Source organism: Thioflexithrix psekupsensis (genome assembly GCF_002149925.1).
In the GTDB taxonomy this organism is placed as follows: domain Bacteria; phylum Pseudomonadota; class Gammaproteobacteria; order Beggiatoales; family Beggiatoaceae; genus Thioflexithrix; species Thioflexithrix psekupsensis.
This window is the reverse complement of the sequence record NZ_MSLT01000023.1, coordinates 238,103-263,421: the sequence shown is the minus strand read 5'-3', so window position 1 is coordinate 263,421 and position 25,319 is coordinate 238,103. Positions and strand designations below refer to the sequence as shown.

Genomic DNA, 25,319 nt, shown 5'->3' with positions numbered 1-25,319 from the left:
ATTAAAGGACAGCCATTGCTAAATGCAGAAAAGATTCTTCTACATGATCGCCTGTTTTTGCACTGGTCATTAAAATAGTCCAGCCCTTGGCGCGTTGGGCTTCTATTAAGGCTGTGTCTAATTCCCATTCGTTGATCAAATCAGCTTTATTGAGCAGCATAATAAAAGGTTTTTCTCCAATTTCTGCGGCGACGGCTTGTTGCAAATTTAAAGCACTATTCCACGTCGGACGGCGCGTCCCATCCACCACCAATAAATAACCTGCTGCACCGCGTAAATAAGACGTTGTGGTCGTGGTTAAACCATCATTACCTGCAATATCCCAAAGAATTAATTTGACATTCTTTTCTGCATTTATAGCCACCATTTTCGTGTCAATTTTGACTCCGACGGTGGTTAAATATTTGTCAGAAAAGGTCTGTTTCACAAAACGAGACACTAGACTGGTTTTACCCACTGAAAAATCACCAATCATACAGATTTTCTTTTGTACAGTAGACACTGTTATGTTTCCCTTTTCGTTATTCCAAACTGATTCAAATCTATAATTAAAATATAAAAAATCTACGCAAAAGAAACGACAGGCAAAAATCAATATCTTTTCTTTTACCCAGTCAAATCCATTCCAAAAATAAGCGCATCTTCTCGTCCATTTTGATGGGGATAATAATTTTTGCGCACGCCAATTTGATTAAAACCTGCACTGGTATATAAATGCAAGGCAGGAATATTAGAAGGGCGCACTTCTAAAAAAATCATATCCACTTGATATTGACGCGCTAATTGCAAAATATGGTTTAATAAACGACGGCCATAACCTCGATTATGATAGCTGGGATCAACACATAAATTTAATAAATGCGCCTCTCCCGCAGCCACGCTTAAAAAAGCATAACCCACCAAATGCGTTCCTTCTTCTAATACCCAAGCACGATAACCTGCTTTTAAACAATCTTGCAAGATTCTCAATGTCCAGGGAAACACATAAGCCTGTTGCTCTATGGTAAAAACTTCTGGTAAATCAGTTGGTTGCATTGGACGCAAACGGGTCAACGGTACAGATTCCAACGACACAGCCGACATCATTCATTTCCATTTTTTGACTGTTGATAATAACGATAAGCCTGTTGTAAATCTTGCCAAACTTTACGTTTTTCTATCGGACGATGCAATAAATAATGGGGATGAAAAGTTGGCATGATGGGAATATTTTGTTTTTCGTAAAAATGAAGTTGTCCGCGTAATGTTTTCAATTCCTGCTGCGTATTAAGCACTTGTTGCGTAGCGACACTGCCTAATGCAATAATCATTTTCGGTTGAATTAACTCAATTTCTCGTGCCAAATAAGCACGACAAATTTGTTGTTCTTTTACGCTTGGCGAACGAGATTTTAATGGGTGACATTTCACCGCCATTGTTAAATAAATAGTCGTTCGCTTTAAACCCATACTGTGCAAAATCGCCTCAAACAACGCCCGCAACGGCGGCACAGGGAAAATTTGCCCCTGCGCATCCTCATCTGCATCCGGATAATCAGTGATAAACAACCACGTAGACTGCAAATCTCCTTCACCCACAAGCACTTGCTGACGATCTTGGCACAAGGGACAGGCTTGACACGTGCGCAATTGCTGTTGTAATTCTGGCCACGCAGCCGGCACGGTCAACGCCGTCAACGAGTCATTGATCTCGCGGGCAGGCTCAGGCGTAACGACATGAGGCAATGCCACTGCCGCGCTTGGCAACGCGCTGGCTGCCACAGATGCCGTAGGCGCAACGGGAGACAATGACGCTTTTTCTTGCTCCTGATGCGGCGACTCGACACCTATTGAACGTCTTACCCAACGTTGTACGCCCATCACCTCTAAACAATGGGCGAGTCGATCAATGTATTCCTGTGTCTCCACACTCATCAATTCATTCACTCAACCACATCGTCTCACAACGGCGTTTTGGGTGATCAGATAAATAAGGCAATAATTGATTTAATAACTGCGTCAACGCTTCAGCAAATTGCCACGGCGGATTGAGAACAATAAAACCAGAACCATTTAAACCTAATTCATTATCATCAGGATAAATACATAATTCTGAAGCCAATATTTTAGGCACTTCTAATTCTTTTAATTTATGATAAAACCGCGAGGTTTCACGATGTTGTTTTAACGGATACCAAATGGCAACAACCGCCTGACGACAATGACGCGATAAATAACGCAAACTGTCAATAATTTTAACGTGTTCATTGACTTGTTCATAAGGCGGATCAATTAAAATTAAGCTGCGTTTTTGTAATTGAGCAATAAATGATTTAATTCCATGATAACCATCGCCTTGCTGCACAATCACCCGTTGATCCGAAACAAAACGAGTTTTAAGCGATTGAATCGCCTCTGATTCGCTGTCAATAAGAATCATGCGATCTTGGTCACGTAAATGATAATGCACCCATTCCGGAGACCCCGCATACCAACGCAATGATGACTCTGGATTTAACGCCATCACTGGTGCGCAATATTCCGCAAATAATTCGGGTACACGCCCATTTGACCACAAACGCCCAATACCATTTTTATATTCTTGACTGCGCTGCGCGAACGGACTTTTTAAATCATAACAACCAAAGCCCGCATGAGTGTCTAAATAACAAAAACCTTGCGGTTTTTTTTGCATAAAAGAAAGCAATAACGATAAACTGAAATGTTTGCAAATATCTGCAAAATTACCGCTATGAAAAATATGTTGATAATTCATGACATAACCACAAACATTTAAGTTTGAATTTTTCTACAACACCAAAAAGACCCGCAAGACAATATCAATTCCATTATCTTGCGGTCTTTGACTGATTTAACGAATCGATTAGGGTTTAGCAACCGAAATTAATTCTACATCAAAAATCAATGTTTCATCCGGCCCAATGACACCACCCGTTCCACGTGAACCATAAGCCAATTCGGAGGGAATAAATAATTGCCATTTCGCGCCTTCTTTCATCAATTGTAAGGCTTCTGTCCAACCTGCAATGACACCGCTCACTGGAAAAGTAATGGGTTCGCCGCGTTTGTGGGAACTGTCAAATTCTTCTCCGTTGATCAAAGTGCCGCGATAATGGACGGTGACTTGGTCATCTTTGCTGGGGGTTTTGCCGGTGCCGGCGGTCACTTCTTTGTATTGTAATCCGCTGGGTAAAGTCACCACGCCTTCTTTTTTGGCGTTTTCGGCTAAAAAGGCATCTCCTTTTGCCTTGTTTTCCTCTGCTTGTTTCCGGTGAGCTTCTTCTTGTTTTGCGATTTTATCTTGTTGATAACTCAACAAAACTTGTTGAATTTCCTCATCTGATAATAAACCCGCTTGATTTCCCAACGCATCACGAATGCCTTGGAAAATATAATCCATATTCAATTCAGTCTCTTGGTGTTGCAGACTTTTGCCTACATTTTGCCCAAAACTGTAGCTCAGTTTATCCACATCACTTTCAGGCTTCGCCAAATCCGCAAAAGCCAACGAAGAACAAAGCAATACAGGAACAGATAACAGAGAAACGTACTTCTTCATAAAATGCAATACTCCTAAAAACAGTAAAAAGTCAGAAATGGAAAACCTGTAATGATACACTAAATCATGGTGTTTCCGTGCCGAATTATCACGATGAATAATGAAACACCACTCGCCCCGTCACGCCCGTGAGTAAGTCGTAACTTATTGTTTTACAACAAGCCGCCACTTCATTCACAGACAAATGCTGCCCCCACAACTCCACCTCATCACCAAGTATGGCAGACGGGTGATCGGTGAGATCAACGCTGATCATGTCCATTGAAACTCGCCCAATAAGCGGAACACGCCGCCCCGCCACCCAAACCGGTGTGCCTGTCGGCGCATGACGCGGATATCCATCGGCATAACCTATCGCCACAACCCCTGCTTTTGTATTTCTTTGGCAGAGAAAATCACCGCCATAACCTATGCGATCCCCTGCTTTAACCTCTTGAATGGCAATGATTTTTGAAGATAAACACATGGCAGGGCGTAATTTTTCCGTCTTTTCATTCGGCGCAAGCAGTGGCAACCCCCCATACAAAGCAATCCCCGGCCGCACCCATTCTTGATGACTTTCTGCTCCAGTAAAAATGCCTGCGGAATTACTAATTGATTTTATTTTCAATGGGTTATAACGGGTAAAAACAGCCAGTTGCTGCGTGGTAAAATCATGATCCGGGTTATCCGCACAAGCCAAGTGAGTCATGGCCACCAACGAACGAATACAAGGATGATCGTGGACTCGCTGACAAGCCGCCGCGTATTTTTCAGGCGCAAAACCCAAACGGTGCATTCCCGAATCCATTTTTATCCACGCATCCATCGGTTGCGACACATTAGATGAATACAATTGTTCAATTTGCGCGTGATGATGAAATACTGGAATAAAATGGTGATGGGCGATCAGCGGCAATTCCCGCGCTGAAAAAAAACCTTCTAATAAAACAATCGGTTGCGAAATCCCCGTCTGTCTTAATTGCAAAGCCTCCTCCAAACAAGCCACCGCAAAGGCTTCAGCCTGTGCAGCCAAATGCCGAGCCACCGGCCACGCACCATGTCCATAGGCATTGGCTTTGACGACAGCCACAATGCGGCTATTCGGGGCAAGAGATTGAATGAGCTGATAATTGTGTAGAATAGCATCAAGATGAATTGTGGCTATAGTCGGACGGAATACGTTTTTATTCATGGAGAAATCTTAAAACTTATAATAAGCAGCTATCAGGATGATTTTCTACTACAGAAAATGGATTCATATTATTTTTATTGACGGCGTTATTTTGGCTTATATTGGCTGGCAGCATTCAATAACACATTGAAAAAATTGAATATGATTTGTTTTTTTGATTTCCTTTAATTTCAAATAGTTTTCCCATTTATTCAGGGTGATTTTCTTTGAAAGAATAAAACACTACGGATATTTTTGGGAGTTTTTCTTAAAAATCTTACCCTTCGCCAAAAATCAAATTTCTAACATTTGTTCTGAACAATTATTTCAAAGAGATGAACCTTCTGCAACTTGTTTCAATCCCTCCTAACCACTGACCATGAGCAAAATAATACTCAAATAAAAAATGACCCTTGTGTCGTATTAAGTCGTATTAAATGGAGAAAGATTTGCTGTGTCCTGAAACCATTCACAAGTGCTTGCCAATACGAGTATAATGCCTTTTTAAATTTGCATTGTCTGTGAACAATGCAACACCAATGATAAACTCTAACTTTTCCCCTGTCCTCACTTACACACGAGAGTAACCGCTGCATGGCCATTGAACGTACCCTGTCTATTATCAAACCGGATGCCGTCGCTAAAAATGTGATCGGTCAAATTTACAGCCGCTTTGAACAAGCCGGTTTGAAAATTATCGCCGCTAAAATGCTGCACGTCAGCCGCGAACAAGCTGAAGCCTTTTATGGAGTTCACCGCGAGCGTCCTTTTTTTGGCGAATTGGTCGATTTCATGATCTCCGGCCCTGTCATGGTGCAAGTCCTAGAAGGCGAAAATGCCGTCGCTTTACATCGTGACCTCATGGGCGCAACCGATCCCAAAAAAGCCGCTCCCGGTACTATTCGCGCCGATTTTGCCAGCAGTATTGATGAAAATGCGGTTCATGGCTCTGATGCCCCTGAAACCGCTAAAGCGGAAATTGATTTCTTCTTCAGTGCGGCAGAAATTTGTCCGCGCACCCGCTAGGTTTTAAAACATAAATGTCTTAGTGAGTGAACCCCCACGACCATCGCTTCCTCGTCGGTCATGGCCGGTTCACCACTCACTACTGACCGCTCTGCGCCATCACCATGATTAACTTACTCGACCTTGATCAAGACGAATTAACCGCTTTCTTTGCCCAATCGGGTGAAAAACCATTTCGCGCCACCCAAGTCTTGCAATGGATTCATCAACGCGGTCTTATCGACTACGCCGCCATGACCAACCTCAGCAAATCCCTACGGCAGCGTCTGCAACAAGAAACCACCCTCCAATTTCCCCAAATTCTCACCACCCAACATGCCCATGACGGCACGCGCAAATGGCTTTTGGGGTTACAAGACGGCAATGCCATTGAAATGGTCTTTATTCCCGAAGCGGATCGGGGAACGTTGTGCATTTCTTCCCAAGTGGGCTGTGCGTTGGATTGCCGCTTTTGCGCCACCGCTCAACAAGGCTTTAACCGCAATTTAACCCTCAGCGAAATCATCGGCCAAGTCTGGTTAGCCGAACACACCCTGCGCCGCGAAGGCGTTCAAGTGTGCGAACTCACTCAACGCGCCGTGTCTAACGTCGTCATGATGGGTATGGGAGAACCGTTGGCCAATTTTAACACCGTCGTCAAAGCCATGCGCTTGATCATGAACGATTTTAGTTATGGCCTCTCCTGGCGTAGAGTCACCGTCAGCACCGCGGGCATTGTCCCGGCGATTCGTCGCTTAAAAACAGAATGCAATGTCAGTTTAGCCGTTTCTTTACACGCGCCTTTTGATGCCTTGCGTAACGAACTGGTGCCGATCAATCGCAAATACCCCATCGCAGAATTATTGGCCGCTTGTCGTGATTACGTCAGCGACGACCGCCGTCGTCGCATCACTTTTGAATACGTCATGCTTGACGGCATCAACGACCAACCCGAACATGCGCGGGCATTAATTAAACTATTGCGTCCTATTCCCGCAAAAGTGAATTTAATCCCCTTTAACCCTTTTCCTAACACCATCTATCGCCGCTCTTCTCAAGAGACCATTGACCAATTCCGTGATATGCTCTGGCAAGCCGGACTGGTCACCGTCACGCGCAAAACCCGTGGTGATGACATTGATGCCGCCTGCGGACAATTGGCCGGACAAGTCCACGATAAAACCCAACGTCGTTTCAAATCACTGCTCATTGTGATACATCAGGAGTGACACCAATGAAATTATCATGGCTGATATTAGGGTGGGGGATAATGGGTTTATTGGGTTGTGGCAGTAAAGGCGGCTTCCAACAAGCCGCACAACACAATCGCCAACAACCCGAAAAAGCCGCAGAAATCAATATGCAATTGGGGATTGAATACATGCGACGACAGCAATATGATATTGCCCTTAATCGTTTGGAAAAAGCCCTAGAGATCGATCCCAATTATGCCGACGGTCACAATGCCATGGCGGTTTTATACGAACAACTGGGACAAACCGCACAAGCCCAACAGCATTTTCAGCAAGCCTTGCAACTGAATCCATCAGGGTCTGATATTCATAATAATTATGGACAATTTTTATGTAAACGCGGTCAATGGGAACAAGCACAGCAACATTTTAGCCGTGCGTTGGAAAATCCCCTATATCGCACCCCTGAAATTCCTCTGACCAATGCCGCATTGTGTGCAGTACGGGCAAAAAATTATTCTCGCGCCGACAGTTATTTAACGCAAGTTTTACAAAAAAACCCCGAATCACTGATCGCCTTGTACCAAATGAGTCTCATCCGATATGAACAAGGACAATACACTGATGCACAAAATTACTTCCGTCGTTACCTGCGTTTAGGATCGCAAAGCGCAGAGACATTATGGTTGGGTGTACGTTTGGCGCGGGCTTTGAATGATCCTGAACAAGCCAGCCAATATGCGGCTCAATTGCGTTCGCAATATCCCGACTCCTCCGAAACCCGATTATTGAATCAATTGGAAAGACAATGACGCACTCAAGTTCTCCTTATACCTTATACCATTCTGACCGTTATCGCCGCGACCCCGCCACGCCGTTGTCGCCTATGGAGTCTGATGGCTCTGTGTTGGCTTCGCTGTCAGACGATACCCCTGTAGAATCCCCTAAAGACGATATGCCAGAAACCCCTGCAAATCCCATGAGCTTGGAAAAAAATGACACCCAATACCACATCGTGGCCATGACCGGAGAAACGGTAGATCATCCTGTAGATAATGCGGCATCGCCCCCCGTTTCCGATTCCGACGTTTTAACCCACTCCGAAACCGTGGTGACGACTGTTCCTATGGTGTCTGCTACGCCCGCCGTTCCCAAAACACCAGGGGCTTATTTAAAACAACACCGCGAGCAAAAACGTTTATCCATTGAACATATTGCGGATAAACTTTGTTTACATCAGGGCGTTATTCTTGCTTTAGAAGCGGATAATTATGAAGTGTTGCCGCCGCCGGTGTTTGTGCGGGGTTATTTTCGGGCTTATGCCGACTTATTGGACACTTCAGTTGAGCCGATATTGGCCTTGTATGCGCAGCAAAACCAAGACCTGACTCCGCCCCCTTTGACCCTACATCACAACAAACCCACCTCACAAGCCAGCAGTGCTGATCCTTGGTTTAAAGTGGGAACGTTGATTTTATTCCTGAGTATTATGGTGTTGATGACCCTGTGGAAGTTTTATCCCGATTTTCAACCCACCCAACCTGAAGCAGTGACTCCCGTTCCATCAAGCTCTGCACCGTTGGATCGCCGCTTACCGGGCGAAGATTTGGGGATTGCGCAGCCGTTGACTGGGATGCAACCCATTCCCCTCAGCACCAATGCCAACCCAGAATCAAGCGTATTGGTTTACACACCACCCGGTGAAGAAGAAGGAAATGATGCGCCTGAACAAGCCACTGCGGTCAGTGAAACGGCAACCCCAGCCGCCACCACCACTCCCGCACAAGCCGAGCCACCCGTTCAAACTCCACCCAGCAATAGTTTAACGGTCAAAGTGACACGAGAGGCTTGGATGCAAATTAATGATAAAGATGGCAAACAATTATTTTTAGGCACTGCCGCTGCCGGCCGTACATTGACCTTAGAAGGAACGCCTCCTTATCAAATCCGCGTGGGCAACTTGGACGGTGTCAGTGTGGACTATCAAGGCACCAGTCAACCTTTATCGGCTTATCCGCGTGGTGAAGGCGGTCGTCGTGTGTATGTCGTAGGTCAAGCCAGTCAACAAGCCAGTCCGTAAGATATTCTGCATCAAATCGTCATTTTTTGTTTCCCTTCCTCTTTTTTGGGGAGGGGGACAACACTTAAATTTTAAAAAATCCTCAACAAGAAGTGTTGCCAACCCAATTAATCACCTTAAAGGAAGCGATCCGTGTCTTCATCTCTCACTTTTCAAGACCTGCTTTTGCAGTTGCAAAATTTTTGGGCAAAACAAGGATGTGTCATTCAACAACCCTACGATATGGAAGTGGGCGCAGGAACTTTTCACCCCGCCACTTTTTTGCGTGCCGTTGGGCCGGAGCCGTGGAGTGCGGCTTACGTTCAACCGTCGCGCCGTCCTACAGATGGGCGTTATGGCGAGAATCCAAACAGATTACAACATTATTATCAATATCAAGTCGTGATTAAGCCTTCACCGCGCAATTTGCAAGAACTTTACTTGGAATCGCTGCAACAATTGGGCATTGATCCGCAAATTCATGACATTCGTTTTGTCGAAGACAACTGGGAATCGCCCACGTTGGGCGCGTGGGGACTGGGTTGGGAAGTGTGGTTGAATGGGATGGAAGTCACACAATTTACCTATTTTCAACAAGTCGGCGGCTTAGAATGTAAACCTGTTACGGGTGAAATTACCTATGGTTTAGAACGGATTGCGATGTATTTGCAAAATGTGGAAAGCGTATTTGATTTGGTATGGACGGATGGCCCTTTGGGACGGGTCACGTATGGCGACGTGTTTCATCAGAACGAAGTGGAAATGTCAACGTATAACTTTGAATATGCACCTGTAGCCGATTTATTCCATGCTTTCGATGTTTATGAACGGGAAAGTTTGGCCTTACTCGCGGCAAAATTGCCTTTGCCCGCTTACGAAATGGCGTTGAAAGCCTCGCATACCTTCAATTTACTCGATGCGCGTCGTGCGATTTCGGTCACTGAACGACAACGGTTTATTTTACGGGTGCGTGCGCTGGCTCGCGGCGCGGCACAAGGTTATTACGACCGTCGTGAAAGTTTGGGATTTCCCATTTGTCAAAATGCAGCCCGTGCAGGAGTTTAAGCCATGTCTCATCCAGTCACTCATGATTTATTAATAGAAATCGGCACGGAAGAATTGCCACCTAAAGCCTTAGAACGCTTGTCAGAAGCCTTTGCGTCGGCGATTTGTGAAGCCTTGACACAACAACAATTGAGTTACACTATTGCCACGCCTTATGCGACTCCGCGCCGTTTAGCGGTTTTAATTCACGGCGTGCCTGAACAATCGCCGTCTCAAGTGATTGAAAAACGTGGCCCCGCGCTACAAGCCGCTTACAACGCGCAAGGGCAACCCACGCCCGCTGCTGTCGGTTTTGCCCGCAGTTGTGGGGTGGAAGTCTCTGATTTAGCACGTTTAGAAACGGATAAAGGCAGTTGGTTGGTCTATCGTGCGACACGAGAAGGCGCGCCAACACGGGATTTAATTCCCGATTTTGTGCAACAAGCCTTGGCCGCCTTGCCAATTCCAAAACGAATGCGCTGGGCTGATTTTGATTACGAATTTGTGCGGCCTGTACGCTGGATTGTATTATTGTTTGGCACGGAAGTGATTCACGCTGAAATCATGGGCGTGCGCAGTGATCGCATCACGCATGGGCATCGTTTTCATGCGCCGCAGCCGATTGTGTTAAATTCGCCTAAAGAATATGCGTCTCGTTTGGAAACAGAAGGTTATGTGATTCCATTGTTTTCTGTGCGGCAGAAAAATATTGAAAATTTGGTGAAACAAACCGCAGAAACCGCGGGTGGTTTTCCTATTATCGATCCTGATTTGTTGAAAGAAGTCGCCAGTTTGGTGGAGTGGCCAGTTCCTGTATTGGGTCATTTTGATCCCCAATTTTTGCAAGTCCCTGCCGAAGCCTTGATCGCCACGATGAAAGGCAATCAAAAGTGTTTCCACTTGGTCGATGAACACGGTAAATTGTTGCCTTATTTCATTGCAATCAGTAACTTAGCCAGTAAAAATCCTGAAGCCGTCCGTTTAGGCAATGAGCGCGTAATTCGTCCGCGTTTAAGCGATGCCGCTTTTTTCTGGACGCAAGACAAAGCGACTTCGCTAAATACGCGCCGCGAGTCATTAAAACAAGTTGTGTTTCAAAATAAGCTAGGGACATTATACGAAAAATCGCAACGTGTGGGACAATTAACGGCCGTCATCGCGCAATCTTTGGGAGCGGATGGTGCGTTAGGTCAGCGAGCGGGTGAATTAGGTAAATGTGATTTGATCACGGCTATGGTGGGAGAATTCCCAGAATTACAAGGGATTATGGGCGAATATTACGCCCGTCATGATGGCGAAGCGGAAGCCGTCGCGGTGGCCTTGCGTGAGCAGTATTTGCCGCGTTTTTGGGGCGATCAATTGCCCGAAACGGCATTGGGACAGGCGTTATCTTTGGCAGAAAAGATTGATACTTTATGCGGTATTTTCGGCATCGGACAACCGCCTACAGGAGATAAAGACCCATTTGCTTTACGTCGTGCGGCATTGGGAATTTTAAGAATTCTCATTGAGAAAGCATTACCGCTGGATATGATGGATTTATTAAAAGCAGCCATTAGCCATTATCCTAATGAATTATTATTGGAAGAAACGGCTCATCAGGCTTTTGATTTCATTTCAGAACGGTTGCGCGGTTATTGTGTGGATCGTGGTATTCATCAAGACAGTGTGGAAGCGGTTATTTGTAATCAACCCACACAACCCTTTGATGCGTATCAACGTATGTTAGCGGTGGATCAATTCCGTGCTTTACCTGAAGCGGTGAGTTTAGCGGCTGCGAATAAGCGCATTTTTAACTTGTTAAAGAAAACAGATAATGCTGTTTTTACGGCAATTAATCCTGCGCTATTTCAGGAAAAAGCCGAACAAGCATTATATGATCAATGGCAACAATCTCAGCCTAAAGTTGTGGCTTTAATTAATGCGGGAGATTATCCCGCGGCCTTGCAACATTTAGCGATTTTAAAAGAGCCTGTGGATGCGTTTTTTGAACAAGTCATGGTCATGGCCGATGATGTCGCCATTCGCAACAATCGCCTAGCATTATTGCACGGCATTAGCGCACAATTTTTGCGGATTGCGGATATTTCTAAATTGCAGTTGTCGTAAAGTGGTTTATACGGTAGAACAAAAACTTGATCGATTTCAAGTGATTGTTCTACCGCTTGTGTTTTGATTAAAGCGTGCTTAAAGATGAACAAACTTTTATTAGGCGATAATCTCCAGATTTTAAAAAACTTAGAATCTGAATACGGCGGTGTTTCTAATATCAAACAACGCAGCGATTTAGGCATTTTTACAGGGAGTATTTTATGTTAGCATTAAAAGGCATTTACCAAAATGGTCAAATTCAATTGGATCAAATGGTTAATTATGAACAACCTGTGGCAGTTATTGTTACTTTTTTAGAAGATGAGCCGCTTTTACAACCCACTTTGACAACATCTAAGCCTGAGACTTTGCAAATTGCTTTTGAGAAATTGAGGGCGTTATGTATCGAAGAAAATTATGAATGGGTAATTCCTAATCGTCAAAATAGACCTTTAGAGTTTTGATTATGAATTATTTGTGCGATACGAATATAATCAGCGAGTTAGTGCGACAACAGCCAAATCGTGGTGTTATTCAATGGTTTGATAAGATAGATATTTTATTTATGAGTGTCATTACCGTTGAAGAGCTTTATTTTGGTTTAACGCGCTAACCTAAACCTAAAATTCAGGCAGTTTTAGAGATGATTTTACATCAACACTCAAAAATTCTGCCTATTACTCCGGAAATTGCTCAATGTGCAGGTCAATGGCGTGGAAAGTTTGAACGTATTGGGCAAATTCGTACCCAAGCAGACCTATTTATTGCGGCAACGGCATACATTCACCAATTGACCGTCGTTACTCGCAACATTCGTGATTTTAGAGATTGTAATGTTCCATTATTAAATCCATTTTCATAAACACCATGAATAAACTTTTATTAGGCGATAATCTCCAGATTTTAAAAAACTTAGAATCTGAATCAAAAGCCAATGTTGTTCCCTTAAAAACGAATAGTTCTAATCTCGGAGAATATCATGCAATTATTAGTTGATATACCTGAACGATACTTACTTGAAACAAGTAGGGATGAATGGGTTGAACGCTTCAAATTATATACCGCACTGCTTATGTTTCAATCGGGCAAATTATCAGCGGGTGCTGCCTGTGAGTTTGCGGGCGTTGATCGTTATACGTTTTTGGCTGCCTGCAAACAGCATCGTATTGATGTGATTGATTATGATGCCGCAGAACTAGCCATAGAATTTGAACAATTAAAAAATCATCGCACATAACCATGCTCATTGTTGCTGACAGTTCTGCTTTAGTCGCATTAGCTATCTGCGATCTTTTGTTGGCTAAACATGAAAAACTTATTGATTCGGTAATGTCTTATATTGACCGTTAATCTCCAGATTTTAAAAAACTTAGAATCTGAATACGGCGGTGTTTCTAATATCAAACAACGCAGCGATTTAGGCATTTTTACAGGGAGTATTTTATGTTAGCATTAAAAGGCATTTACCAAAATGGTCAAATTCAATTGGATCAAATGGTTAATTATGAACAACCTGTGGCAGTTATTGTTACTTTTTTAGAAGATGAGCCGCTTTTACAATCCACTTTGACAACATGTAAGCCTGAGACTTTGCAAATTGCTTTTGAGAAATTGAGGACGTTATGTATCGAAGAAAATTATGAATGGGTAATTCCTAATCGTCAAAATAGACCTTTAGAATTTTGATTATGAATTATTTGTGCGATACGAAATTGACCGTCGTTACTCGTAACATTCGTGATTTTAGAGATTAGAGTTGTGGTCTCAATTAAAATCAAGCAGTTGTGTTTAATCGGAAGTTATGTAGTCCTGCACAGCAGGACAAAATTTTATCATAAAAATCAAGGCAGTGGATTCTCAATCGGTCTGATAAAATTCTAAATACCTTTACTCCGCAAATTGCATTTTCCACAACAATACGCTTTGAAGATAGAATTCTATTCTCCTCTTTTTGTTCTCGAGTAAGCGGCTTATTTTTGGATTTCTTGTGAGGAAGACACACCGATTTACAATCATATTGTTTATCCATACCTAAAAAACCTAAATCAACTAAAATATTAGACTCAATAAAATATTTTTTATCTGGAGAAAGCATTTTCTTTAACACGTTAAAATCATGGCATTTACCATTTACAGGATGGCTTATATACAAAATTTCTTTAAGTTCATTAACAATCAATAACATCTTTACTGTGTGAGTTTTTTTTTACCCGAATAAAATTCCTTTTGGATTTCTTTATCCGATGGACGTTGTATATCTTGATCTGTCACATCAATAATTAACTCCTCTATATCGGAAAAATAAGCTTTAAAATCATCGATATTGTCTATGTCTCTGGCAGGCATATGCTTTAAAACACACAAGGCATGAGTTAAAATACGCAAGCCTAATCTCTGCGTTTTCTTGGCGTGAGAACCATCCATACCTGCCATCACACCTAAAGCATCATAAGTTAAACTTTGCTTTAAACGGGTTAGTGTAAATAACAATAATTCTCTCTCGTTATTAATGCAGTAAGTGGCTTTATCATTCATCAATCTTGATTTGAGTGTTGAACCTTGTAAAGTGAGATAAGATTGTTTAAAAACTTCCAGCAACATATCAAACTGCTTTGCATCCAGAGCGATTAAGGCTCTCCATTGTCTGGTTGTGTTTTTATTTGTCAGATTGAAATTCATTTTGATACTCCTTTTTGGAATCGGTTAATACCAGGTTTTTTTGATACCACAAGTCTAATGCAATGTTCCACTATTAAATCCATTTTCATAAACGCCATGAACAAACTTTTATTAGGTGATAATCTCCAGATTTTAAAAAACTTAGAATCTGAATTGGTGGATTTAATTTACTTAGACCCGCCTTTTTTCTCGAATCGTAATTATGAGGTGATTTGGGGTGATAAAGGAGAAATTCGCAGTTTTGAAGATCGTTGGTCGGGTGGAATTGATCATTATATTGCGTGGTTAAAAGAACGGGTTGAAGAAATGCACCGCATTTTAAAATCAACGGGTTCTATTTTTCTGCATTGCGATTGGCACGCAGATGCTTATATTCGGGTGTTTATTTTGGATAAAATTTTTGGTGAGAATAATTTTAGAAATGAGATTATTTGGCGTTATAAGCGATGGCCAGCTAAACAAAAAAATTTCCAAAGAATGCACGACAATATTCTTTTTTATACCAAAAGTGCAGGACAGATTACTTTCAATCTTCTTTATGATGAACTTTCTGAAGGAACTAAAAAAAGATGGAAAGGTAAAAAAAGCCTTGTGGAATTTCAGGAAGGGAAAAGATTAGTTACAAAAATGACAGATGATGATTCTTCAGGAAGATTGATGGATGACGTTTGGGATATTGCAGTGATTAATTCTCAAGCAAAAGAACGCATCGGCTACCCCACGCAAAAACCCGAAGCCTTATTAGAACGCATTATTTTATGTGCCTCTAACGAAAATGACGTGATATTAGACCCCTTTGTCGGCGGGGGAACAACCGTGGCGGTGGCCGATAAATTAAAACGCCAATGGATAGGCATTGATCAATCCGTTCAAGCGATTAAAGTTTCCGAATTGCGCTTGCAAAAACAACAAGATTTATTCTCAAAACCTTTCACGGTACAATTACATAAATACGATTATGATACCTTGCGTTATTCTAATGCCTTTGAATTTGAAAGCTGGATAATTCAACAATACGGCGGTGTTTCTAATATTAAACAACGCAGCGATTTAGGCATTGATGGCAAAACCCGCGACGGCGTGCCTATTCAAGTGAAACGTTCGGATAATATTGGGCGTAATGTAATTGATAATTTTAAATCGGCTTGTGAGCGATTCGATAGCGGTAAATTTAACGAAAATAAAGCCGCTAAAAATCTGATTGGAATTATTATTGCGTTCAGTTTTGGTAAAGGCGCAATTCAAGAAGTGGCGCGATTAAAAAACCAAGATAATTTAATTATCGAATTAATCACCGTTGAGCAAATTATTCCTATTGCGAAAAAACCAAAATTAACGGTTACTTTTAACGATTTAGGATTGGATAATAAAGAATTACGCGAAATCGAATTTATTGCCGCGGGCGAATGATGCAGGTATTGAATTTTATGCGTGGGATTTTAATTATGACGCTGAACAGGGTTTTAAAGCGACAATTATGATCGATAAAGACGGCAAACAAAGCCATAAATTTAAAACAGGTTCTTTTCAAATCGCCGTTAAAGTCGTGGACAATGACGGCTTGGAAAGTTTGGAAGTGGTTTATTTGAAAGTGAATGGAAAAGTGACGGGGTAATTTGTTTAATTCTAATTTTAAAGGCAAGTATAAAAAAATTAAGCTATTTATAAAATTTTGCCACTCAGCAATGAAAATCACCAACCCGTTGAAATCAAATTCTTCTTGCCATATAAGTTTATTTTTCCTAGAATGATCCTTGCGGTTGGAAACAATCTTACGGTTGGCGGGCTGCCTTATTGCGGTTCGCGGAGCAGTTGCTCTTTCCCCCGCCTTTTTGTTCTATATCCCTTCTATTTTCAATAAACCCTCTTAAACTGATGTATTTACTTTACGCAGATGAGTCTGGAAGTTCTGGCGGATCTGACCAAGAGCATTTTGTTCTTGCAGGGGTTACAGTTTTCGAGCGTGAAGCACACTGGCTCTCATTAAAACTAGACAAAATAGCGGCTCAATTCGATTCTCAAGCCCCACACTCCGTTGAGTTACACGGTTCTCCGATGCTCACGGGCAAAAAATTTTGGAGAAACGTACCAAAAAATAAACGTATTGATGCAATCAAAGACGCTTTACGTTTAATTGATGGTCAACACCAGAGAATTATCGCATCTGTTGTAAGAAAAGCGGCCATTTCCCCTGAAGACCCTGTTAGTGTTACTTTTCAACAACTCATTACTCGATTTGACCATTATCTGGCTCGACAATATAAATACTATGGCGATCCACAAAGAGGACTGGTCATATTTGATAAAAGCCCCAAAGAAGCACCAATTCAAGCCCTAGCAACAGAATTTAAGTTTGATGGTCATGAATGGGGAACGCTTCGGAATATGGCAGACGTGCCTGTTTTTGTTGATTCCCGTGCCACCAGATTGATCCAATTAGCTGATTTAGTTGCTTATGCTATATTTAGAAAATATGAAGAAAATGACTCTCAATTTTACGAAATCATAGAAAGAAAATTTGATTTCTTCAATGGAGTACAGCATGGCTTGCACGTCGATGTATAAACTGGCGCAAAAAAATGTGCCTTTCTCCCCTAAAATCCCCCGCTTTATCCAAATCATTTCCTTCACGTATAATTTTAGCGGCCCAGAAGCCTTAATTTCAGATTTTCAGCAAGACATTGCGAGGTGGAATCATGAAAACAGTAACACTTGAAGTTATCACGCCACAAGATGCAATGAATGATTTATTGCAGGTCTGGAAAACAGGGGAAAAAGAAGAAACAACAAAAATTAGCTTTGCTTCTCCTGAAATTTTGTGGAAAGTATTAACCGCAAAAAGATGGGAACTATTAAAAGCACTGTGCGGTGCTGGGCCTATTTCTATCAGAGAAGCGGCACGCCGAGTAAATAGAGATGTGAAAGGAGTTCATACCGATTTGACGGCACTCATGTTGGCAGGAATCGTAAATAGAACAGAAACAGGTGGCGTTGAATTTCCATTTGAGGCTGTGAAAGTGGAATTCTTTCTTAAAGTGGCGTAACTCCTTAAATAAGGAGAGAATAATAAATAGAAGATATGAAGATTTAGAAATGTGTTAGAACAAATTGCTTTCCCTATTGGCGATGGGTGGAAATTAAAAGTGGAAGGGCAGACGGGATTGTTTTAGCATGAATGTGTTAATAAAAATAAAGCCTGAAACAAAATTTTCTTAATAAATCATTTTGTTTCAGGCTTAAATTTTGCGTTAATGACTATTAATCAAATTCATAAACTCGTTTCTTAACGCCGCATTGGTTTTAAATGTTCCGCCCAATTTACTGGTGATGGTGTAAGAACTGGTGTCTTCCACGCCACGTTGTGCGACACAATAATGTTTACCGCGTACAAAAATAGCAATGTCACTGGTTTGTAAAATACACTCTAGCGCGTAAAACAATTGTTCAGCATAACGCTCCTGAATTTGTGGGCGTTGGGCAAAAAATTTAGCAATACGATTCAGCTTGCTTAAACCCAACACCCGCTTTTTCGGAATATAACCGATAGAAACCCGCTGATCAATCGTCACAAAATGATGCTCACAACTGGAAATCGCCGCGATGTCTTTTTCCAATACCATCTCATCGTAGTGCATTTTGTTCTCTACAGTGGTACATTTTGGGAAGAAGCTGTAATCTAAGCCGCGAAAAATCTCGTTGACATACATCTTGGCAATACGAGTCGGTGTTTCAATCAGAGAATCATCTGCTAAATCCATCCCCAAGGTTTCCATAATTGCCGTGATATGGGTTTTAATTGCCGCAATTTTAACCTCATCTGATACGCGCAATTTCTCTTCAATCACAGGCGTTTCAACCCCCTTACTCACAAGATATTCATGCACTTGCTTGCCTAATTCAATATCAACTTTAGCCATTGTCTAATCCTCATTTATCCCCATCAACTTGGGATGAAAAAATGTTTTTAAAATCGAATAAACCTGAGAAAAATAATTTATCAGATTGACTCGCCACGCTTTAGTCTAATAGATTGAGATGTTCTACACAAATAAAAAGACTTTATTTCACTGTACATTTAAAAATGAATTGGATACACTCCACATCACTGCATAACGTTTGTCTTAAAACGCTTTAAGCTGTTAATACTACTGCTAATTAATGTGATTTTAATATGTCTAATCCCCCTGAATCTGCTGTTTTTTCTCCTTTTTTTCCGGTGTTAAAAACGGCGACTTGCTGTTTATTTCATAAACAAAATTTATTGATCGGTAAAAACGAAACGGGTTACTATCTGCCCACATGGTCAGATGTTTTACAACAGGAATTATTTCCATCTCGCTATTGGTGCTTGGGAGATGATCAGCAACAAACCTTTTATGCCCTTGAATCGATTGAACAAAAAGAAGTCACCGCAGGAATGGATTGGGTACATTTGCGGGCTTTATTGCCTGTTTTAACTTCGGAACAGCTTGAAATGGCGGGGCGTGCTTATCAAATTATTTTATGGAATCAGCAGCATCGCTTCTGTGGGCGTTGTGGCACGCCAATGCAAGAGCTTGAAAATGAACGGGTTAAATTCTGTCCTGCCTGTCAACATCGTTGTTATCCACGTATTTCTCCAGCGGTGATTATGTTAATTTATCGGGATCGACACCTCTTACTTTCTCGTTCTCCACATCACACCAAAGGCATGATGACTGTGCAGGCGGGATTTGTCGAGGCGGGCGAATCGTTAGAACAGGCATTGCATCGAGAAATTCAAGAAGAAGTGGGATTGCGGGTGAAAAATGTTCGTTATTTCGGCAGCCAATCGTGGCCATTTCCCAATTCTTTAATGATTGCTTTTACCGCAGAATATGCCAGTGGTGAATTAAATATTAATCACAACGAATTAGAAACTGCGGCATGGTTTGATGCCAAACAATTACCCGAACATTTACCACCAAAATTAAGCATCGCATATCGTTTAATTGACAATTTCATACATCAATTTTAATTGCAATAGGTGAAAAAATGGAAGAGTTTGTAATTTATGCTCAAAAAAATTTATTACCCTTAGTGCCATTGGTTTTTGTTTTAGTGGCATTATCCCAGCTATTAATCAGTATATTAGGGCGTTTATTAAAACGTACCCGCATCACTGTTTATCCTACATCTAGCGTTGATTTAACATTTAATCAACACGGTGCCACTGTAACATTATCAGGCAGTTTCTATGGGCGTGGTGAGGATGTTTTAGTGACCCATATTGACGCGATAGTGACGCATCAAGACCAATATCCGCCCAGCCCTAGAACATTTGAATGGCGTGCTTTTAAGCCTTATTTAACCGAGCTAATTTATCACAATTCCAGCATTGAACCCCCCTTAGAACCCGTTGCGCCTTTTATTCTCAGTACTAAAGCTACTTTTAAATATCAATTACTGTTTGTTGATGATGCGTTTTTAATGCGCTATAGCGAAGAAGCACAACACATTCGTTATCTCTGGCAAAAACAACAGCCGATAGAAATAGATAATTTCTTAATGCAACCTGAATTAAGAGCGTTGCAACAACGTTTTTTACGTGATGTGGGTTGGCAAGCGGGAACATATCAATTATGCTTGCGTTTATACGCGAATCATAAACAATATGAACAATGCTTTTATTTTGCACTAACGCCTTCTCAAATTCATATTTTACAGAGTAATTTTGAGCAAATTATTCGTTTTATTTGCCAACAGCCCAGCCATTTTGCTTATGTGCGCTGTCCTTATCTTAATCAGTGATAATTTGTCACATTATTTTGTTATTATTTCCTGTTTATTGGCTTAATTTTTCACTGAAAATTCAAGAGTATCATGATTGAACCGATTAAAGAATATTTACTTGCATTACAGCATCAAATTTGCCAAAGTTTGATCGAAATAGACGGTAAAACTGTCTTTCAGGAAGACGAATGGCAACGTGCCGAAGGCGGCGGCGGTCGCTCTCGTTTACTGACGCAAGGGGCTGTATTCGAGCAAGCAGGTATTAATTTTTCTCATGTATACGGGCAACAACTTCCGGCTTCTGCCACTGCCCAGCGTCCCGAATTGGCAGGCTGTAGTTTTGAAGCCATTGGCGTGTCTCTCGTCATTCACCCGCAAAATCCCTACGTCCCCACCTCTCATGCCAATGTGCGCTTTTTCCGCGCCCAAAAGCCCGGCCACGCGCCTGTGTGGTGGTTTGGGGGCGGTTTCGATTTAACACCATATTACGGTTTTGAAGAAGATGTCGTTCACTGGCATCGCACCGCAAAAGCCGCTTGTGATCCTTTTGGAAAAGAAATCTATGCACGTTTTAAACGCCAATGCGACGATTATTTTTTCTTAAAACATCGTCAAGAACCTCGCGGAGTGGGGGGATTATTTTTTGATGATTTAAACGAGTGGGGATTTGAGTCATCTTTTGCTTTTATGCGCAGCGTGGGCGATCATTATTTACTGGCTTATTTACCCATTGTAGAAAAACGCCGCCACATGAGTTATGGCCAGCGAGAACGGGAATTTCAATTATACCGTCGCGGGCGTTATGTTGAATTTAATTTGCTTTACGATCGCGGCACGTTATTTGGCTTGCAATCGGGTGGTCGCACCGAATCCATTTTAATGTCTTTACCGCCACTCGTGTCATGGCGTTATAATTGGCAGCCTGAAGAAAACACGCCAGAATCTCGATTATATAAATTATTTTTGCAGGTTAAAGAATGGGTTTAATTGTTTAAATATTAAACTGCTGATTCAATTAAGAAACGAATTATCGTATAGCGTTAAAACGTCCTTAAATAACCGCAACCCCATTGTCAAGCACAAGGCTTAACCTTTACACTGAATGCCTTGCCTGTTTTTTTTAACGTTTTTTATTTTGACGACTAATAATTATGCAAACACAACTCGCTGATTTTATTAAAAATACGCCTAAAGGGATAGAAGCTGATTCGATTTTGCGGCGTTGTGTACACTGTGGTTTTTGTACGGCGACTTGCCCTACTTATCGCTTGCTGGGAGATGAATTGGACAGTCCTCGCGGGCGAATTTATCTGATTAAACAAATGCTTGAAGGTGAACCCATCACCCGCAAAACCCAATTACATCTGGATCGTTGCCTCACGTGTCGCACTTGTGAAAATACATGTCCTTCTGGCGTACAATATGCGCGTTTGCTGGATATTGGACGACATTTAGTAGAACAAAAAGTGGCGCGGCCATTTTGGGATAAAATACAAAGGGCGATGTTGCGCTGGGTGTTGCCGTATCCGCGTCGTTTCAACACGCTACTGGGATTGGGACGCGTGGCGCGGCCGTTGCTGCCTTCTCGTCTGAAAAAACAAATTCCAGCGCGTATTCATTACGCCACCCCCTTGATGATGCAGCGAACTCGTACGGTATTGTTGCTGGATGGTTGTGTACAATCGGGTTTAGCTCCGCATTTTAATCAAGCCACGACTGCGGTTTTAGCCCGTTTGGGTATCACCACGGTTAGCGTAAAACAAGCGCGCTGTTGTGGTGCAGTGAGCTACCATTTGAACGCCGAAGAAGAGGCAAAAGCCACCATTCGCCAGACGATTGATGCGTGGTGGCCGCAGGTAGAACAAGGCGTTGAAGCGATTGTGATGACGGCTAGCGGGTGCGGCGCGATGGTGAAAGAATACCATTATGTTTTACGCGACGATCCCCTTTATGCCGAAAAAGCCGCGAAAATTAGCGCATTAACCAAAGATTTAAGCGAAATCATTACGCTCAACGATGCGAAAAAATTAGGAGAAATGGGGCGCGGACATTCTCCTGTCGCTTTTCATCCACCTTGCACCTTACAACATGGACAACGTTTATACGGTCAAGTGGAAAGTATTTTAAAACAATTAGGCTTTCAATTAGTGCCTGTAACAGACAGTTATTTATGTTGTGGTTCGGCGGGAACTTATTCTATTTTACAACCTGAATTATCGCAACAATTATTAGCAAATAGAATTGCGGCATTAGAAGCGAATCATCCCAGTTGCATTGTCACGGCTAATATTGGTTGTTGGCATCATTTAGCCAGTGCGTCGCATTTGCCGGTGAAACATTGGATTGAATTATTATTGCCACAAAATGGCGGCCAATAAAAGTGATATTATGCTTAATTCTCCTTTTCGATTAAGTATTGTTTTTCTTAATTACAATCGTTTAGCCGATACCCGCTACACTTTATCGCATTTACAGCATTTGGTGGCGCATCGCCATGATATTGAAATTATTGCGATTGATAATGCTTCCAGCGATGGCACGGCGAGTTTTTTGCGTACACAAGAGAGTGAGCGCGTGATTGTGCTGGAAATGAGCGAAAATACAGGAATTGCGGGTTATAACGAAGGATTTAAGCGCGCTCGCGGCGATTATATTCTGGTATTAGACGATGATTCACATCCTGTTGATGGTGAAACGTTGGATCGTTTCATTCAACGCTTTGATCAACAAGCAGATATTGGTGTGATTGCCTGTCGTATCGAAGATGCCCAGCAGCACATTGTGCGCACGTGGCATTTGCCTAAAGAAGATTATGCAGGAAAATCAATGGCTTTTGTGGGTTGTGGTTTTGCCATTCGACGAGAGCTATTTGCGCAAATTGGTTGGTATCCTGCGTCATTTTTTCTCTATCAAAATGAAATGTGGGTAGCGATTGAGGTGTTAAAAGCAGGTTACACGATTTATTATGATCCCACTTGTCGTGTGATTCATCGTGCTTCACCAGTGGGACGCAGCCATTGGCGACGGGTTTATTATCCTACCCGCAATACTTTGTGGTTAATTCGTCATTATTTCCCTTTTCCTATGGCTTATTATTTAATTGTTTCTCGGTTATTTCTAGGATTCATTCGTGCGGTTCAAGCGTTTGAATTTGGTTGGTATTATCGAGCAGTAAAAGAAGGTTTATTTACGCCTATTGCTGCGCAACCTTTACCCAAAGAATTACGTGAACAATTAACGCCTTTTTGGCGACAAAATAGTATTTGGCATCAACTGATTGGACGCTTATGAATTCTCCTTCTATTTTAATTATTATTGTGACTTGGAATAAGAAAGATTATGTATTGGATTTATTGCATTCGCTGGATAAATTAGATTATCCCCGCGAGGCATTAGATGTGGTGGTGGTGGATAATTCCAGCCAAGATGGCACCGCCGAAGCAATTAAAAAACATTATCCCGCGATTCATCTTTTATGCAATGCCGAAAATTTAGGCGGCACAGGTGGATTTAATACGGGATTAGCGTGGGCATTTCAACAGCCATTAGACCGCTATCGTTATTTGTGGTTATTGGATAATGATGTGTTGGTGCATCGTGCGGCTTTAAATGAATTAGTGGCGTTATTAGAAAGTCAATCGGATATTGCTATTGCAGGATCAACCATGATGCAATTAGATTATCCTTGGCGCATTAATGAAATGGGGGCTTATTTAGATCGCGGTTTGGGTCAATTGGTATTAAATCGCCATTTGCAAGAAATTCCTTTATGGCGGGGTATTAATGTGGTGGAATTATTATCAATGCCCGCGGATTTAAGTCAGCAATTAATGCACTGTCAACCGTATATGGATGTGGATTATGTCGCGGCGGCTTCTTTGCTCATTCGCAGCGAAGTAGCGCGTGAGGCGGGCTTATGGCGCGATTATTTTATTCATTTTGATGACGTGGAATGGTGCTTGCGAATTCGGGCGCAAGGTGGGCGTGTGGTGGTGTCAGCGCGGTCTTTAATTTGGCACTTATCGGCAGCCGCTAAAGTGCCAACGTGGGTGCTTTATTATGATAATCGTAACATCTTGGATTTATTAAAAACACATGGCGCAACTGCCAGAGATTTGCACCGAATTAAGACGTATATTTTAAAAAAATCGGTTTATTATCATTTAATTGGTAAAAGCGATTTGGCACAATTACACGATGCGGCTATTAGCGATTTTGAACAAAATCGTTTGGGTAAAAAAGCGATTTCTCTGGATTATGCCTATCAGCCGAATCAAAAATTAATAGAGGTTTTAATGGACAACTCTATTAAAACAATATTGATTTCTTTCACGGTCGATTTGCAAGCGACAAAAGTGCAAGAATCTTTTGCGCGGGCTTTGTTGCAACGCCGAGATTTAACGGTATATTATTTAGCGGTGCAAGGAAAGCCATTACCTTATCAATTGCCAAATGCGCAATTTATCACAATTGCCGCTTCACGCGGGCGACGTTTGTGGCACTATTGGCAAATGCGTGGGCGTTATGATCTGGTGGTGCAATCGGATTATGCCACTTTGCCGTTATTGTCGTGGTTAGCAAAAGAAATTGTGTTTATTAATGATGAGGGTTTTTGTCGCCGTCCTAAACCTAATATAAATGCGGTTTGGAATGCGGGTTGGCGGTGGTTAAGAAACCGATTGGGAGTAGGGTAATGGTGTTGCTATGGATATAAAAATGATGTGATCTATAAAGCTCTTATTTTGTCAGAATCAGAATTTACAGAATTTCTGAAGATTCAAAATTG

General features: G+C 42.0%; 29 protein-coding genes and 1 pseudogene. 21 read left to right on the top strand and 9 right to left on the bottom strand.

Annotated features, from left to right (window positions below):
• Nucleotide 1 precedes the first annotated feature (1 nt).
• The 6 genes from TPSD3_RS13835 to alr form a co-directional block, all read right to left on the bottom strand.
• Nucleotides 2–502, bottom strand: a complete 501-nt coding sequence (locus tag TPSD3_RS13835) for a Rab family GTPase (RefSeq protein ID WP_086489098.1) — start codon at nucleotides 500–502, stop codon at nucleotides 2–4.
• A gap of 104 nt (nucleotides 503–606) precedes the next feature.
• A complete protein-coding gene (gene rimI, locus TPSD3_RS13830; RefSeq protein ID WP_217884468.1) occupies nucleotides 607–1,086 on the bottom strand; it encodes a ribosomal protein S18-alanine N-acetyltransferase in 480 nt (159 codons plus the stop codon).
• Nucleotides 1,083–1,925, bottom strand: coding sequence for a uracil-DNA glycosylase (locus TPSD3_RS13825; RefSeq protein ID WP_086489095.1), 843 nt, complete (start codon nucleotides 1,923–1,925; stop codon nucleotides 1,083–1,085). Before TPSD3_RS13825 ends, rimI begins: the two co-directional genes overlap by 4 nt.
• Complete coding sequence (locus TPSD3_RS13820; RefSeq protein WP_086489094.1) at nucleotides 1,918–2,754, bottom strand: 23S rRNA (adenine(2030)-N(6))-methyltransferase RlmJ; 837 nt, start codon at nucleotides 2,752–2,754, stop codon at nucleotides 1,918–1,920. Before TPSD3_RS13820 ends, TPSD3_RS13825 begins: the two co-directional genes overlap by 8 nt.
• 108 nt (nucleotides 2,755–2,862) lie before the next feature.
• The gene (gene bamJ / locus TPSD3_RS13815) at nucleotides 2,863–3,558 is read right to left on the bottom strand and encodes a BamJ family beta-barrel-assembly machinery protein (protein ID WP_086489093.1); all 696 of its coding nucleotides are present in this window, start codon (nucleotides 3,556–3,558) and stop codon (nucleotides 2,863–2,865) included.
• 88 nt (nucleotides 3,559–3,646) lie between these two features.
• Nucleotides 3,647–4,732, bottom strand: coding sequence for an alanine racemase (gene alr / locus TPSD3_RS13810; RefSeq protein WP_086489092.1), 1,086 nt, complete (start codon nucleotides 4,730–4,732; stop codon nucleotides 3,647–3,649).
• 573 nt (nucleotides 4,733–5,305) lie between these two features.
• Here alr and ndk point away from each other — a divergent pair.
• The 11 genes and pseudogenes from ndk (at nucleotide 5,306) to TPSD3_RS13755 (ending at nucleotide 13,789) form a co-directional block, all read left to right on the top strand.
• Nucleotides 5,306–5,737 (top strand): nucleoside-diphosphate kinase, encoded by a 432-nt coding sequence (gene ndk / locus TPSD3_RS13805; protein WP_086489091.1) that lies wholly within the window; start codon nucleotides 5,306–5,308, stop codon nucleotides 5,735–5,737.
• A 104-nt stretch (nucleotides 5,738–5,841) separates the two neighbouring features.
• Complete coding sequence (gene rlmN, locus TPSD3_RS13800; protein ID WP_086489090.1) at nucleotides 5,842–6,945, top strand: dual-specificity RNA methyltransferase RlmN; 1,104 nt, start codon at nucleotides 5,842–5,844, stop codon at nucleotides 6,943–6,945.
• 5 nt (nucleotides 6,946–6,950) lie between these two features.
• The gene (pilW, locus tag TPSD3_RS13795; protein ID WP_086489089.1) at nucleotides 6,951–7,721 is read left to right on the top strand and encodes a type IV pilus biogenesis/stability protein PilW; all 771 of its coding nucleotides are present in this window, start codon (nucleotides 6,951–6,953) and stop codon (nucleotides 7,719–7,721) included.
• Nucleotides 7,718–8,989 carry a RodZ domain-containing protein gene (locus TPSD3_RS13790; RefSeq protein WP_086489088.1) on the top strand — a complete coding sequence of 424 codons (1,272 nt, stop codon included), beginning with the start codon at nucleotides 7,718–7,720 and terminating at the stop codon, nucleotides 8,987–8,989. Before pilW ends, TPSD3_RS13790 begins: the two co-directional genes overlap by 4 nt.
• 132 nt (nucleotides 8,990–9,121) lie before the next feature.
• Nucleotides 9,122–10,033 (top strand): glycine--tRNA ligase subunit alpha, encoded by a 912-nt coding sequence (glyQ, locus tag TPSD3_RS13785; RefSeq protein ID WP_086489087.1) that lies wholly within the window; start codon nucleotides 9,122–9,124, stop codon nucleotides 10,031–10,033.
• Nucleotides 10,034–10,036: 3 nt separating this feature from the next.
• The gene (glyS, locus tag TPSD3_RS13780) at nucleotides 10,037–12,121 is read left to right on the top strand and encodes a glycine--tRNA ligase subunit beta (protein WP_086489086.1); all 2,085 of its coding nucleotides are present in this window, start codon (nucleotides 10,037–10,039) and stop codon (nucleotides 12,119–12,121) included.
• A gap of 84 nt (nucleotides 12,122–12,205) precedes the next feature.
• Nucleotides 12,206–12,331: a hypothetical protein gene (locus TPSD3_RS18175; protein ID WP_280938431.1), complete on the top strand. Its 126-nt coding sequence runs from the start codon at nucleotides 12,206–12,208 to the stop codon at nucleotides 12,329–12,331.
• Nucleotides 12,325–12,567: a hypothetical protein gene (locus TPSD3_RS13775; protein WP_086489085.1), complete on the top strand. Its 243-nt coding sequence runs from the start codon at nucleotides 12,325–12,327 to the stop codon at nucleotides 12,565–12,567. The genes TPSD3_RS18175 and TPSD3_RS13775 overlap by 7 nt, the downstream gene beginning before the upstream one ends.
• A 2-nt stretch (nucleotides 12,568–12,569) precedes the next feature.
• Nucleotides 12,570–12,965 (top strand): annotated as a pseudogene (locus TPSD3_RS18020) (PIN domain-containing protein).
• Between the two features lie 117 nt (nucleotides 12,966–13,082).
• On the top strand, nucleotides 13,083–13,340 hold the full coding sequence (locus TPSD3_RS13760) for a UPF0175 family protein (protein WP_176329881.1): 258 nt from the start codon (nucleotides 13,083–13,085) through the stop codon (nucleotides 13,338–13,340).
• A gap of 206 nt (nucleotides 13,341–13,546) precedes the next feature.
• Nucleotides 13,547–13,789, top strand: a complete 243-nt coding sequence (locus TPSD3_RS13755) for a hypothetical protein (RefSeq protein ID WP_086489081.1) — start codon at nucleotides 13,547–13,549, stop codon at nucleotides 13,787–13,789.
• 88 nt (nucleotides 13,790–13,877) lie between these two features.
• Here the strand turns inward: TPSD3_RS13755 and TPSD3_RS13750 are convergent, their stop codons facing one another.
• Entirely contained in the window at nucleotides 13,878–14,288 is a 411-nt protein-coding gene (locus TPSD3_RS13750; RefSeq protein ID WP_086489080.1) for a transposase family protein, read from the bottom strand.
• A gap of 2 nt (nucleotides 14,289–14,290) precedes the next feature.
• On the bottom strand, nucleotides 14,291–14,782 hold the full coding sequence (locus TPSD3_RS13745; protein WP_086489079.1) for a hypothetical protein: 492 nt from the start codon (nucleotides 14,780–14,782) through the stop codon (nucleotides 14,291–14,293).
• A gap of 96 nt (nucleotides 14,783–14,878) precedes the next feature.
• Here TPSD3_RS13745 and TPSD3_RS13740 point away from each other — a divergent pair, with 96 nt between their 5' ends.
• From TPSD3_RS13740 to TPSD3_RS13725, 4 genes are all read left to right on the top strand, one after another.
• Entirely contained in the window at nucleotides 14,879–16,192 is a 1,314-nt protein-coding gene (locus TPSD3_RS13740; RefSeq protein ID WP_176329880.1) for a DNA-methyltransferase, read from the top strand.
• Complete coding sequence (locus TPSD3_RS13735) at nucleotides 16,176–16,397, top strand: hypothetical protein (protein ID WP_086489077.1); 222 nt, start codon at nucleotides 16,176–16,178, stop codon at nucleotides 16,395–16,397. Before TPSD3_RS13740 ends, TPSD3_RS13735 begins: the two co-directional genes overlap by 17 nt.
• Before the next feature lie 260 nt (nucleotides 16,398–16,657).
• On the top strand, nucleotides 16,658–17,347 hold the full coding sequence (locus tag TPSD3_RS13730; RefSeq protein ID WP_086489621.1) for a DUF3800 domain-containing protein: 690 nt from the start codon (nucleotides 16,658–16,660) through the stop codon (nucleotides 17,345–17,347).
• A 131-nt stretch (nucleotides 17,348–17,478) separates the two neighbouring features.
• Entirely contained in the window at nucleotides 17,479–17,826 is a 348-nt protein-coding gene (locus tag TPSD3_RS13725) for an HVO_A0114 family putative DNA-binding protein (RefSeq protein WP_086489076.1), read from the top strand.
• Between the two features lie 204 nt (nucleotides 17,827–18,030).
• Here TPSD3_RS13725 and folE read toward each other — a convergent pair whose 3' ends face one another.
• Nucleotides 18,031–18,699, bottom strand: a complete 669-nt coding sequence (folE, locus tag TPSD3_RS13720; RefSeq protein WP_086489075.1) for a GTP cyclohydrolase I FolE — start codon at nucleotides 18,697–18,699, stop codon at nucleotides 18,031–18,033.
• A gap of 254 nt (nucleotides 18,700–18,953) precedes the next feature.
• Between folE and nudC the strand changes: the two genes are divergently transcribed.
• The 6 genes from nudC (at nucleotide 18,954) to TPSD3_RS13690 (ending at nucleotide 25,227) form a co-directional block, all read left to right on the top strand.
• Complete coding sequence (gene nudC, locus TPSD3_RS13715; protein WP_086489074.1) at nucleotides 18,954–19,778, top strand: NAD(+) diphosphatase; 825 nt, start codon at nucleotides 18,954–18,956, stop codon at nucleotides 19,776–19,778.
• 17 nt (nucleotides 19,779–19,795) lie between these two features.
• Nucleotides 19,796–20,551: a hypothetical protein gene (locus TPSD3_RS13710; protein WP_086489073.1), complete on the top strand. Its 756-nt coding sequence runs from the start codon at nucleotides 19,796–19,798 to the stop codon at nucleotides 20,549–20,551.
• Nucleotides 20,552–20,623: 72 nt separating this feature from the next.
• Nucleotides 20,624–21,520, top strand: coding sequence for an oxygen-dependent coproporphyrinogen oxidase (hemF, locus tag TPSD3_RS13705; protein ID WP_086489072.1), 897 nt, complete (start codon nucleotides 20,624–20,626; stop codon nucleotides 21,518–21,520).
• Between the two features lie 164 nt (nucleotides 21,521–21,684).
• Nucleotides 21,685–22,911 (top strand): glycolate oxidase subunit GlcF, encoded by a 1,227-nt coding sequence (glcF, locus tag TPSD3_RS13700; protein WP_086489071.1) that lies wholly within the window; start codon nucleotides 21,685–21,687, stop codon nucleotides 22,909–22,911.
• Entirely contained in the window at nucleotides 22,898–23,824 is a 927-nt protein-coding gene (locus TPSD3_RS13695; protein ID WP_245391610.1) for a glycosyltransferase family 2 protein, read from the top strand. The genes glcF and TPSD3_RS13695 overlap by 14 nt, the downstream gene beginning before the upstream one ends.
• Nucleotides 23,821–25,227 (top strand): glycosyltransferase family 2 protein, encoded by a 1,407-nt coding sequence (locus TPSD3_RS13690; RefSeq protein ID WP_086489070.1) that lies wholly within the window; start codon nucleotides 23,821–23,823, stop codon nucleotides 25,225–25,227. Before TPSD3_RS13695 ends, TPSD3_RS13690 begins: the two co-directional genes overlap by 4 nt.
• The last annotated feature ends 92 nt before the right edge of the window (nucleotides 25,228–25,319 follow it).